This window comes from Vaginella massiliensis (assembly GCF_900089075.1).
Lineage (GTDB): Bacteria > Bacteroidota > Bacteroidia > Flavobacteriales > Weeksellaceae > Weeksella > Weeksella massiliensis_A.
In genome coordinates, this window is record NZ_LT593746.1 from 689,534 (window position 1) to 702,882 (window position 13,349).

9 protein-coding genes are annotated in these 13,349 nt (G+C 39.8%); 6 read left to right on the forward strand and 3 right to left on the reverse strand.

The window, feature by feature from the left end; genetic code table 11:
• Positions 1–96: 96 nt before the first annotated feature.
• Complete coding sequence (gene leuS / locus BN8061_RS04525) at positions 97–2,952, reverse strand: leucine--tRNA ligase (RefSeq protein WP_068596871.1); 2,856 nt, start codon at positions 2,950–2,952, stop codon at positions 97–99.
• 93 nt (positions 2,953–3,045) lie between these two features.
• Between leuS and BN8061_RS04530 the strand changes: the two genes are divergently transcribed.
• Positions 3,046–3,453 carry a hypothetical protein gene (locus BN8061_RS04530; RefSeq protein WP_068596873.1) on the forward strand — a complete coding sequence of 136 codons (408 nt, stop codon included), beginning with the start codon at positions 3,046–3,048 and terminating at the stop codon, positions 3,451–3,453.
• Here BN8061_RS04530 and BN8061_RS04535 read toward each other — a convergent pair.
• Positions 3,435–4,466, reverse strand: coding sequence for a sensor histidine kinase (locus BN8061_RS04535; protein WP_068596875.1), 1,032 nt, complete (start codon positions 4,464–4,466; stop codon positions 3,435–3,437). The two genes, BN8061_RS04530 and BN8061_RS04535, sit on opposite strands and share 19 nt — an antisense overlap.
• Positions 4,466–5,143 (reverse strand): response regulator transcription factor, encoded by a 678-nt coding sequence (locus BN8061_RS04540; RefSeq protein WP_068596877.1) that lies wholly within the window; start codon positions 5,141–5,143, stop codon positions 4,466–4,468. Before BN8061_RS04540 ends, BN8061_RS04535 begins: the two co-directional genes overlap by 1 nt.
• A gap of 188 nt (positions 5,144–5,331) precedes the next feature.
• Here BN8061_RS04540 and BN8061_RS04545 point away from each other — a divergent pair, with 188 nt between their 5' ends.
• From BN8061_RS04545 to BN8061_RS04565, 5 genes are all read left to right on the forward strand, one after another.
• Positions 5,332–8,088 (forward strand): TonB-dependent receptor, encoded by a 2,757-nt coding sequence (locus BN8061_RS04545; RefSeq protein ID WP_068596879.1) that lies wholly within the window; start codon positions 5,332–5,334, stop codon positions 8,086–8,088.
• Positions 8,089–8,130: 42 nt separating this feature from the next.
• A complete protein-coding gene (locus BN8061_RS04550; RefSeq protein ID WP_068596881.1) occupies positions 8,131–9,342 on the forward strand; it encodes a hypothetical protein in 1,212 nt (403 codons plus the stop codon).
• A 159-nt stretch (positions 9,343–9,501) separates the two neighbouring features.
• The gene (locus BN8061_RS04555; RefSeq protein ID WP_068596883.1) at positions 9,502–9,828 is read left to right on the forward strand and encodes an iron-sulfur cluster assembly protein; all 327 of its coding nucleotides are present in this window, start codon (positions 9,502–9,504) and stop codon (positions 9,826–9,828) included.
• 41 nt (positions 9,829–9,869) lie between these two features.
• On the forward strand, positions 9,870–10,772 hold the full coding sequence (locus BN8061_RS04560) for an SPFH domain-containing protein (protein ID WP_068596885.1): 903 nt from the start codon (positions 9,870–9,872) through the stop codon (positions 10,770–10,772).
• A 275-nt stretch (positions 10,773–11,047) separates the two neighbouring features.
• The gene (locus BN8061_RS04565; RefSeq protein ID WP_068596887.1) at positions 11,048–13,165 is read left to right on the forward strand and encodes a prolyl oligopeptidase family serine peptidase; all 2,118 of its coding nucleotides are present in this window, start codon (positions 11,048–11,050) and stop codon (positions 13,163–13,165) included.
• The last annotated feature ends 184 nt before the right edge of the window (positions 13,166–13,349 follow it).

Consider the following 13,349-nt stretch of genomic DNA (forward strand, 5'->3'; position numbering starts at 1 on the left):
ATGAATTTGCTCGCCTTGGCGATAAAGTGCAAAAAACCTCGTTCCGTAAGTCGAAACGAGGTTTTTAGGCTCGAAGCACTCGTCGAGTATCTTGTTTTATCCTACGATATTGATGATTTTACCAGGAACAATGATGATGTTTTTCGGGTTGCGATCGCCCAATTGTTTGATGGTGCGTTCGTCGTTCATCACAATTTCCTGAATTTCATCTTTTGATAAAGTTAGGGGCAATTCTAATAAGAATTTCATTTTACCATTGAAAGAAACGGGATATTCTTTTGTATCGGCGATCAACCATTTTTCATCGAAAATCGGGAATTCTGCTTCGGCAATGGAATTTTCGTGTCCAATTTTCGACCATAATTCTTCTGCAATATGAGGTGCATAAGGCGAAATGATAATGGCCAAAGGCTCTAAAATTGCTCGTTTGTTCGATTTCAATTTAGCCAATTCGTTTACCGCAATCATAAAGGTAGAAACCGAGGTGTTGAACGAAAAGTTGTTCACATCTTCGTCTACTTTCTTTATGGTTTGGTGTAGAACCTTCATTTCTTCTTTTGTAGGCTCGTCGTCCGAAACAAAGAAAGTTTCGTTTGCGCCATTATGATACAAACGCCAAAATTTTTTCAAGAAAGAGTAAACGCCCGAGATTCCTTGCGTGTTCCAAGGTTTGGATTGTTCCAATGGCCCTAAAAACATTTCGTAAAGTCGCAAAGAATCTGCTCCGTACTCGTCGCAAATGGTATCGGGTGTCACCACATTGTATTTCGATTTCGACATTTTTTCTACCTCTCGGCTTGTGATGAATTTTCCGTCTTCTAAAATGAATTCAGCATTTGCATAATCGTCGCGCCACGCGCTGAATTTTTCGGTATCCAACTCATCTCCACCGTCTTTCAATAGATTGATATCGACGTGGATTGGTGTTGTTTCGTATTGATCTTTCAGTCCGTTAGACACAAAAGTATTGGTTCCGTTGATACGATGAGCAAATGCGCTCATTCCCAAAATCATACCTTGGTTGATTAATTTTTTGGCGTATTCGTCGGTAGGAACTAAGCCTTTGTCGAATAAGAATTTTTGCCAAAAACGAGAATACAACAAATGTCCTGTTGCATGTTCCGATCCGCCTAAATAGAGGTCGACATTTTGCCAATAGTCAACCGCTGCCTGCGAAACGAATTCTTCCTCATTATTTGCGTCCATATAGCGCAACCAATACCAAGAAGATCCTGCCCATCCTGGCATGGTATTTAACTCGATCGGGAATATCGTTTTGTTGTCGATCAAGCTGTTGTCTACAACTCGATTGGTTGTGGTATCAAAAGCCCACTGTGTCGCACGTCCCAAAGGTGGCTCCCCGTCTTTGGTAGGTAAATATTCGTCAACTGCTGGTAGGATGATTGGCAAAGCTTCTGTTGGGATGGTGTAAGGCATTCTGTCTTTGAAATAAACCGGAACTGGCTCTCCCCAATAGCGTTGACGCGAGAAAACGGCTTCGCGCAAGCGGAAGTTTGTTTTTCCTTTTCCTATTCCTTTTTCTTCTAAGGTCGAGATGATTTTTTCAACCGCATCGGTATAATCCAATCCGTTTAAGAAATCAGAATTTTGTAATTCAAATCCGCCTTTTTCTGTAAAAGCTGCTTGAGTAATATCTTGTCCTTCGAAAATGTTGAGGATCGGTAAATTGAAGTGCGTTGCAAACGCAAAATCACGCTCGTCGCCTGCTGGTACAGCCATCACTGCTCCCGTACCGTATGATGCCAAGACATAATCACCAATCCAGATTGGAATGTGCTCACCTGTAAACGGGTGAATCGCATAAGCGCCTGTGAACTCGCCTGTAATGTTTTTGGTGTCTGCAAGACGGTCACGCTCAGAGCGTTTGGCGGTATTCGCTACATAAGCCTCAACTTTTTCTTTTTGTTCTGCCGTGGTGATTGCCGATACCAACGGATGTTCTGGTGCCAAGGTTAGGTAAGAAACACCAAATATGGTATCGGGGCGAGTGGTGAAAACTTCTATTTTCTGATCGTTTCCGACCAAGTCAAAAATAATAGACGCTCCTTGTGATTTGCCGATCCAGTTGCGTTGTGCTTCTTTGATGGCATCGGGCCAATCCAAATTGTCTAATCCGTTCAATAAACGATCTGCATAAGCGGTGATTCGCATCATCCATTGGGTCATTTTTTTTCGCACCACTGGGAATCCGCCGCGTTCAGATAAGCCGTTGACGATTTCGTCGTTTGCCAATACTGTTCCTAAATCTGGACACCAATTCACTACTGCTTCGGCAAGAAATGCCAAACGGTATTTCAAAAGAATTGCCTGTTGTTCTTTTTCTGAATAAGCGTTCCAGTCTTCTGCTGTAAAAAATGGCACGTCTTCGTCTGCAGTGGCATCGACGTTTGCGTTTCCTTCTGTTCGAAATACGTCGACCAAGTTGCTGATCGGTTCTGCTTTGTCGGAAGTTTTATTGTAATAGGAATCGAATAATTGGTTGAAAATCCACTGTGTCCATTTGTAATATTCTGGATTCGATGTGCGAATCTCACGATCCCAGTCGTACGCCATTCCAATTTTTTTCAGTTGGTTTTCGTAACCAACAATGGTGTTTCCTTGTTTATCGATGCCGCCTTCTATATTCACTTTGGTGGTCACAGCAGGATGCTGACCGGTTTGGATTGCATATTGCTCTGCTGGCAAACCAAAAGAATCGTAGCCAATCGGATGTAAAACATTGAAGCCTTTCAATTTTTTGTAACGTGCAAAAATATCAGATGCGATATAACCTAATGGATGACCAACATGCAAACCTGTTCCCGATGGGTAAGGGAACATATCGAGTACATAATATTTGGGTTTGTCTGAATGGTTGTCTGCTTTGAACGTTTTATTTTCGATCCAATATTTTTGCCATTTTGGCTCTATTTCATTTGGGATATAGTGCATGATATCAAAAAATTTGAGCAAATTTAAGGTTTTTATAAGCCAATTAAAACTTTAAAAAACGATATTTGTAGTTAATTAACCGTCAACTACTAAATGCGAAAAGAGTCTTTACTATATTGGATTTTGGTGCTGAGCATGCTCGTGGGTATTTTATTTACGGTGCGGTATATTGTGAATCATACCCGTATTTATGTAAATTACGAAGTGGGAATCTCGCCAAAGGTGATCAATTGGGAGATGGAATCCGATTCTACCATTCGTATCAAAGAACCGATTTACCTTACCAAAGATTATTATTTGATTCCGTACAAAGACGATGCTTTTCTGAAAGAGGATGCAGATTTGTATAATGAATTGATGAACGACAGTGTCAACAAGGGGTCGATTCTGAATATTAGCAGTCCTTATAATATTTGGAAAAATCCGAACAACGATACAATTCACGTGTACAAAAACAAAAAACATCTGAAATTTGTCTTCAATCACGATTTGTCGAGGTAAAAGGTAAAGGTAGAGCCTTCTTCCCATTTACTTTTCACGGTGATCTTTTGCTGATGTGCCTCTAAAATGTGTTTTACGATTGCCAAGCCCAATCCCGAACCTCCTAAATTTCGATTCCGACTCTTTTCGATTCGGTAAAAACGCTCGAAGATTCTATCCATATCTTCTTTTTTCATCCCAATTCCTTGGTCGATAACATCGACTTTTACTTTGTTGTCGATTTCGGTAATTTGGATCTTGATTTTGGATTTGTTTTCAGAATAATGAATAGCATTTACCACCAGATTGATGAGCACTTGCTGAATCTTTTCCATATCGCCCTTCACCATGATTGGCTGTAAATTAGACGGTGACAAGCCTATCACAATCTTTTTGTTTTCTGCTTTTATCTCGAGCAAATCGATGACCTCTTGTGCCAAAGCTGTGATGTTGAAAGTTCCCCAATTGAGTCTGAGGTTTCCTCGTTCGAAGTCGGTAATCATATCCAGATCTTTCACCAAATAAATCAGCCTATCGACCGATTTGTTGATTCTGTTGAGGTATTTGTCTCGAATTTTTTCATCCTCTACGCCACCTTCTATCAGCGTTAATAAATATCCTTGAACCGAAAACAGCGGCGTTTTTAGCTCGTGCGAGATGTTTCCTAAAAATTCGCGTCGATAGTTTTCTCGTTCTTTCAAGATGTCGATTTGCTTGCTCTGATCTTCTGTTATGGTGTTTATTTTTTCAGAAATGTCAGAGAAGTTTAGTTCTTCTATCTCGTTTGCATCAGGGATGATGGCAGCAATTGCCTTCAAGTCTTTTTTACGCTGTAGGTTCGTCGTCCATTGAATCAAAATCCCGAGTATGACGGTGCTGATGAGGTAGGTGACGCCTAAGAATGTGGTGTGTTTCGGAATTTTACTGAGGTCATTGAACCAAAAGAAATAGATGATAAAAGTAATGACATAATAGAAAAGGGTAATGATAAATCCCCACCAAAAACTCTGGATATTGTTGATTTTGTTTGGCATTAATTATTCATTTTGTAGCCAATTCCTTTGATGGTCGAAAAACGATCGTTTCCAAATTTTTCTCTCAATTTTCGCATATGCACATCAATGGTTCTACCGCCTACAACGACTTCGTTACCCCAAACTTTGTCGAGGATTTCTTCACGTTTGAACACTCGCTCTGGGTTCGAACCCAAGAGTGCAATCAGTTCGAATTCTTTTCTAGGCAGAGCGTATTCTTCACCCAAAAACGTAACTTTATAAGTTTCTCGGTTGATGACAAAATCTTTCAGCGTGATGATGTTTCCTTCTTCTTGTTCGCCAGCTTTCAGTTTGAGCAATGCTTTTATTTTGCTTACCAACAATTTGGGTTTGATGGGTTTTACAATATAATCATTGGCTCCAGAATCGTAGGCAGCTAATTGTGAAAAATCCTCGCCTCTTGCCGACAAAAATACGATTAAGATATCTTTGAACTGCTCTAGTTTTCGGAGTTCTATACAAGCTTCTATACCGTCCATCTGTGGCATCATCACGTCCATCAAGATGAGGTGAGGTTTTTCTATTTTAGCTTTTTTTATTCCTTCTAATCCGTTTGTTGCGGTTTCTACTTCGAAACCTTCTTTTTTGAGGTTGTACGATACAAATTCTAAAATATCTGCATCGTCGTCTACTAAGAGAATTTTAGGATTTTTCATGATCACAGTCTTAATTAAGAAAGTAAAATTAAGGTAAAATTTAAGCCTTTTGTTTTTACCTCCTAAAGTTAACAATGATTTAAAATTACGAAATTTCTATTAACTATTTGTAAACAATTTCTTGATTTTCTATAAAACCCTTTCTCGAAACTTCGGTAGAATTTTGCGATGTAAATTATTAAACACACATGAAACGTATTACAACCGCTTTATTTTTGCTTGTTGCTTCTGGAGTTTTTGCTCAACAGCAGAAGACTGTTTCGGGTGAAATTCTCGATCAAGAGAACCATCCGTTGGTAGGTGCAGAGATTTATGTTCCGGCACTAGATGAAACATTTTATACAGATCAAAACGGTAGATATACCATTGTGTTGCCCGAGGGTGATCATGAATTGGAGGTGCAATATTTTGGTTACAAATCTGCATTGCAGTCGGTGACGATTTTAGGCGAAGATGTGAAAAACATCAATTTTGTTTTGGTAAAAGAAAACATCGAAGAGCAAAATATAGACTTACGAGGTGCCACCATCAATGCAACCCGCAATCGCTCGAGCGAGGCAGAGTTGCTCAATATACAGAAAAAATCGGTTAACATTGTGACCAACGTTGGGGCGCAAGAGTTGGAACGCAAAGGGGTGAGCGACGCTGCAACTGCGCTGACCAAAGTTTCGGGAGTGTCTCGATTAGAAGGAACCAGCGCCATCTATGTACGAGGGTTGGGCGACCGATACATTTCGACCACTTTCAACGGTTTGCCGTTGCCATCGAACGATCCAGAATACAAGAATATCGATTTAGGCTTCTTTGATACCGACATTATCGAATATTTATCGGTAGACAAGGTTTATTCGCCAAAGGTTTTGGGAGATTTTTCTGGTGCAGGAGTAGATATTGTTTCTAAAAACTATACAGGCAAAGGGATGCTTCAGATTTCGATGGGAAGCAACTTCAATACCAATGCCGTAGGGAAACCAGACTTTATGTTGCAAAGCGGACCGAGCAAGACCGGTTTTTCTGATATTAAATTGCCGAATGATCCGTTGAATACATATCAATTTAAAACCAAATTGAATCCGAGCAAATCGGCAACCATCGGGCCAAATTTTGGCATCACGGCAGGGAAATCGTTCAGAATTGGTGCGCAAGGAAAATTGGGACTTTTTGCCACCGCTAATTTCGACAGCGACTACGATTTCAGAGAAGGATTGGACCAAACGGTAAACGCTTCAACCGGATTGGGAGCAAGATTAAAATCATTCGATCCGCATAAAAAATATTCCTACCAAACCAATTCAACCGGAATGTTTAATGCGAATTATAAAATCAATCAGGACCATAGCTTAAAGTACAACTTATTGTTTATCAACTCTTCTGAGCAATCGAGAGATTTGTATTATGGTTTTATACGAGATTTGGCCGAAGATGACAACGGGCTGATCATCCGTAATACCTACACCCAAAATACTTTGATGGTGAATCAGTTGTTGGGGAACAACAAACTGAGTTCTCGCTTGGATCTCGATTGGGCTTTGGGTTACAACAAGATAGAAAGTGATTTGCCAGATCGCACGCAAAATACGTTGCGCTACGACAAAGCGAGTGATGTTTACCGATTGGTGCAAGTAACCACTACAGACAACCACCGATATTTTCATAATTTGAACGAAAATAGCTATGTGGGGAACATTGGCTTCACTTACAAGTTGAACGAAAATGCCGCAGGGATTGATCGAGGTTTTATCCGTTTTGGCTACAATGGTAAAATTGTAGAACGCGATTTCGAAGCAAGGCAATTCAATTTTAGAATCGTTTCTAGCCAATTGAACAATCCTGTAGATCCAAATAATTTAGATGCATTCTTCAATCAGTCGAATCTAAACAACGGCTATTTTTCTATCTCGACCTACAACGGAACTTTGGCACCGCAAACCTACAACGGTGAGCAAAATTCGCATGCTGCATACGCAACGGTAGAATACAACCTGAGCGAGCGTTTGAGTGCCATGGTAGGAGTAAGGTACGAAAATATTGTACAAAAAATTGATTGGCGTACCCAGCTCGACGCTTCGGAGAGAACCAACGAGCTGAAAAAAGATTATTTCTTGCCAAGCGTTATTTTGAAGTATATGCTGAACGATCGTCAAAACTTGCGTTTCGCTGCCAGCAAAACCTATACTTTGCCACAGTTCAAAGAAAGAGCCTTGTTTTTGTACGAAGACGTAACACAGACCAAATACGGAAATCCGTACTTGTATCCTTCGCAAAACTACAATGTTGACCTCAAATGGGAAATGTTCCCGAATAGAGGAGAGTTGATCTCGCTTACCGCTTTTGGGAAATATATTCAAGACCCTATAAACGAAGTTGTAATTGCATCTTCTACCAATGATATTTCTTGGATAAATGGTGATTACGGCTATGTGGTAGGTGCCGAAGTAGAATTGAGAAAAAATATTCTTGACTTTGGGTACGATTCAGAAAATACTCTATCGGCTGGTTTCAATGCGAGCTACATGAAAACCGACCAAGAGATCGACAAAGACAAAGTTTACCGCGAGACCAACGGAGTGTACAACCTCAACCTTACAACGCCAAAAGCGCGATTGGCAGGTGCTTCTGACCTCATCCTCAATGCCGATATCTCTTACCATAAAAAATGGCGAAACGATGGGCAGCTTATGGCAACCTTGGCATACGCATACTATTCTGACAGAATCTATGCGTTGAATAACGAACAAATGGGAAATCTCGTTGATAAAAGTTTTGGCACACTCGACTTTATTTTGCGTACGAAACTCAACCAAAATGTTGGCATCAATTTGAGTGCAAAGAACCTGTTGAATCAAACATTCAAAAGAGTACAAGAAAACACCACCGAAGACATTACCGTGGTTTCGTATAAGACTGGTGTAAACTTCGGATTATCGGTGAATTATAAATTTTAATCGAATTTAAAATAAACTTTAATAACTATTATTTAGAAAAAAATGAAAAAATCAATCTCAAAATTGTTAAGCGTAGCTTTATTATTGGGTGTTATTACAACAACAACCATCTCTTGTAATAGCGATGATGATGCACCTACACACGTAAACCCAGAGAACCCATCAGATTTTGTGGTAAATCGTAACGACCTTAAAGGTGAAATTACAAAAGGTGAAGTTGTATTAGAATCAGGAACTTACAGACTTACGGGTAAACTTATTGTACAAAGCGGAGCTACATTAAGAATAAAACCAGGCGTTATCATTGAAGCTACTGCTCCTTCGTCTTCAACAGCTTACGAAGAAGTTCGCTACATCTCTATCGCACAAGGCGGTAAAATATTTGTAGAAGGTACTGCTGCCAACCCTGTAGTAATGACTGCTGTAACAAAAATACCAGGAAGCTGGGGAGGATTGGTACTTGCAGGTAAAGCACCAATCAACAAAGGAACAACTGCTACAACAGAGGTGGGAGGTGAATTACCTTACGGTGGAACAGATGTAAACGATAACTCTGGAACCATAGAATACCTAAGAATAGAATATTCAGGTTTCGCATACAACAAAGAAAAAGAATTCAACGGACTTTCTTTCTTCGGTGTTGGAAAAGGTACAAAAGTGAAAAACGTACAAGTGTACGAAAGTTCTGATGACGGTTTCGAATGGTTTGGTGGAACTGTTGACGCAAGCAACTTGGTTGTCGTGAACTCTAATCCAGAACATGTTGGTGATGATATGTTCGACTGGACTGAAGGATGGAACGGGAACGGTGAAAACTGGTACGGTAAAAAAACCAACCCTGGTAACCGCGGTATAGAGGCAGACAACAACTCGAGCAACCCATCTGCAACACCAGTTTCTGCTCCAAACCTGAAAAATGTTACCTTGATTGGTGCCGGAAAAGTAAGTAACGAAAATGAATACCAAGCATTGAAATTACGCGTAGGTACTCAAGGAATCATAGACAACTTGGTATTGAGCAACTGGGAAGTAGGATTCGACGTACAACACAACGAAACCATCGCTTCTGTAGGTACAAAACTGAAAGCAACCAACGTGAAATTTGACAACGTAACCAAAAAATCTACAGGTAAAGATTCTAACAACGAAGCTGTAGATGTATCAAATGTATATACAGAAAATCCTAATGCAACTGGTGCAGGAAACGGAGTCAATACACCAACTTGGGCTCAAGGATGGACAAAAGGACTATAAAATCCATCTCCTAAATAATTTTCTTCCTCGTTAATAAATATTAACTGTGTTTAATAATGTCGCTTGTGTCGGAGAAATCCACCAAGCGATTTTTTTGTTATTTAGAAATAATCTAAACATAATTCATATCTTTGTCGTCTAAATTTAGTAATCTCAGCAATGGCACTTACCGAAGAACAAATCAACAATATTGGAGAAGAATTGGTCTCTGTTTTCAAAACCATTTTCGACCCAGAAATCCCAGTTGACATCTATGAGTTAGGTCTCATTTACGACGCCCACGTAAACCATGACGGCGAAGTAAAAGTATTGATGACCCTCACATCGCCTAACTGTCCCGTAGCCGAATCATTACCACGCGAAGTGGAAATGAGGGTAGAAGAAATCGAATACGTAAACAAATGTTATGTCGAAATCACCTTCGACCCACCATGGGATAGAGATATGATGAGCGAAGAGGCAAAATTTGAATTGGGAATGTTGTAAGGCATTCCTTTTTTTTGTACTTTAGAAAAAAATATGCACTCATGTTTAGTACAACTTTTTTCTTCTTTGCTTTCATCGCATTCGTCATTATCGTACTCGGGATTTTCACTGTAAAACAGCAGACTGCAGTAGTAGTAGAACGCTTTGGCAAGTTTCATAGCATTCGCAATTCCGGCTTACAGTTCAAGATTCCAATAATCGATAAAATAGCCGGAAAATTATCACTCAAAATTCAACAATTAGACGTGGTTGTCGAAACCAAAACCAAAGACGACGTCTTCGTTCGCATTAAAGTTTCGGTTCAATACCAAGTAATCAAATCCCAAGTTTTCGATGCCTTTTACAAGCTCGATAATCCGTTCACCCAAATCACCTCTTTTGTGTTCGATGTGGTTCGAGCAGAAGTACCAAAACTTCGATTAGACGATGTATTCGAGAAAAAAGACGACATCGCTATCGCCGTGAAAAGCGAACTACAAGAAGCCATGAACTCGTACGGATATGAAATCATCAAAACCTTGGTTACCGATATCGATCCAGACGAACAAGTGAAACACGCCATGAACCGAATAAACGCAGCCGAAAGAGAAAAAATCGCTGCACAATATGAAGGTGACGCTCAGCGAATACTCATCGTAGAAAAAGCAAAAGCCGAAGCCGAGTCGAAAAGGCTACAAGGACAAGGAATTGCCGACCAACGTAGAGAAATTGCTCGCGGACTACTAGAGTCTGTAGATGTACTCAATAGCGTAGGAATTTCGTCGCAAGAAGCCTCGGCGCTTATCGTGGTTACCCAACACTACGATACACTGCAAGCTGTAGGGGAAAATTCGGGTAGCAAATTGGTGTTGTTGCCCAACTCGCCAACCGTTGCCTCGGATATGTTGAACACGATGGTGACTTCTTTTACAGCAGCAAACGAAATCAACAAAGACAAATCTTAAAGAAAAATTCAACTTGCAATCATAAGAAAAATCCGATTCGCCCGAATCGGATTTTTTTTGTTAAAAAAGCAACATCAGTTAAATCATTAAAATTAGAATAATATTGATTTAATGCGCTTTCAAACCTTTATAAAACTTTTTAGAAAAAAGAGAAAATCAGCCTAAAATCAGCAACATTTTACAAAAAAAAAAACGAAGACAAGGCATTGTAGAAAAGAAACTGTAATTTAGTGGCTGTATTTATTCAGAAAAAAATAAATTAAAACATTTATACCATGAAAAAAATATCCATATTACTTCTAAATCTTGGTCTACTCATGAGTTTGAACGCACAAGACTTTAATGGCAAATATCCCAGCACCAAAAAATCTAAACATACAGACGAATATTTTGGTGAGAAAGTAGCCGACCCATATCGCTGGCTCGAAGACGACCGATCGGCAGAAACCAAAGCTTGGATAGAGGCCGAAAACAAACTTACGTTTTCTTATTTAGATGCCATTCCGTTACGCGACGAACTGAAGAAACAGCTCACCGACATCTGGAATTACGAAAAAGTAGGAACGCCTTTCAAAGAAGGAAATTACACCTATTATTACAAAAACGACGGTTTGCAACAGCACTCGGTATTGTATCGAAAAAAAGGTGAAAACGGGAAAGAAGAAGTTTTTTTGGATCCGAATACATTTTCTAAAGACGGTTCTACATCGCTTTCAGACGTAAGCTTCTCTAAAGATGGGAGCTTGGTTGCCTATTCTATTTCTGAAGGAGGCTCTGACTGGAGAAAAGTAATCGTACTCGATGCAGAAACCAAAAAGCAAGTAGGCGAAACGCTGGTAGATGTGAAGTTCTCTGGCATTGCATGGCGAGGCAACGAAGGCTTCTACTATTCTAGTTACGACAAGCCAAAAGGTTCTGAACTTTCTGAAAAAACCGATCAGCACAAAGTGTATTTTCATACCTTAAATACGCCACAAAAAAATGATGAATTGATTTTTGGTGGAGAAAAAACGCCGCGTAGATATATTGGAGCTTACCTTACCGAAGATGAGCGTTTCTTGGTGATTACCGCTGCCAATACTACAACAGGAAACGAATTGTATGTTCAGGATTTGAATGCAAAAGACAAACAGTTTATACAATTGGCGAAAGGGTTCGACCAAAATGCTTCGGTTGTAGACAACCAAGGTGATGTACTTTTTGTACAAACCAATTACAAAGCGCCCAACAATCGATTGATAAAAACCCTTTATACCAACACCAACAAAGACCAATGGCAAGATGTAATTGCCGAAATCGATCATGTGCTGAATGTCTCTACCGCAGGCAAATATTTCTTTGCTCACTACCTGAAAGATGCCGTAACGCAAATTCAGCAATTAGACAAAGCTGGTAAGAAAATACGCGACATTCAATTGCCAGGCTTGGGAAGTGCAGGAGGTTTCGGTGGGAAAAAAGACGAAACAGAAGTTTATTACACTTTTAGCAACTATATCACGCCAAGTAGCAGTTACAAATTCGATTTAGAAACTGGAAAATCTGAATTATACATAAAACCAGCCATCAAATTCAATCCAGAGGAATACGAATCTCAACAGGTTTTTTATACTTCTAAAGATGGCACAAAAGTTCCGATGATCATCACTTATAAAAAAGGTCTGAAACTCGATGGAAAAAATCCAACCATTCTCTATGGTTATGGCGGATTCAATATCAGCCTTACACCTTCTTTCAGTGTAACCACAGCCACTTGGATCAAAAACGGCGGAGTTTATGCGGTTGCCAATTTGCGCGGTGGAGGTGAATACGGTAAAAAATGGCACGATGGCGGAAGGCAATTCAACAAACTGAATGTTTTTAATGATTTTATAGCAGCTGCAGAATATCTGCAACAAAACAAATACACTTCTGCAGAATATACCGCAATTTCTGGTGGTTCTAATGGCGGACTATTAGTAGGAGCAACCATGACCATAAATCCGAAAATTGCAAAAGTAGCCTTGCCAGCAGTGGGAGTTTTGGATATGTTGCGTTACCATACGTTTACAGCGGGTGCTGGTTGGGGATACGATTACGGTACAGCTGACGATAGCAAAGAAATGTTCGATTACCTCAAGGCTTATTCGCCCGTGCATAATGTAAAAAAAGGACAATGTTATCCGGCAACCTTGGTGACGACAGGCGACCACGACGACCGTGTGGTTCCAGCGCACTCGTACAAATTTGCCGCAGAGTTACAAGACAAGCAAGCATGTAAAAATCCGGTCATGATTCGTATCGAAACCAAAGCTGGGCACGGAGCTGGTCGTTCGACAGAAGTGATCATCAACGAAACTGCCGACAAATTTGCTTTCACCTTATGGAATATGGGGATAAAGAATCTGAAAAAATGATAGGATAACTTTTTTAATAAAATACCTTTTCAACTAAAATTATTGTGACAAGGCATAAAGAAATAAGGTTTGAATAAATTGGAGCTTTTGTAAGAGCATCAATAGAATGTTGAAACCTGAATTCAATTGTAATGACCTTGCACGAGATGAAAAACTCGAGCCGTGATCGGAATTTATTTCCGAA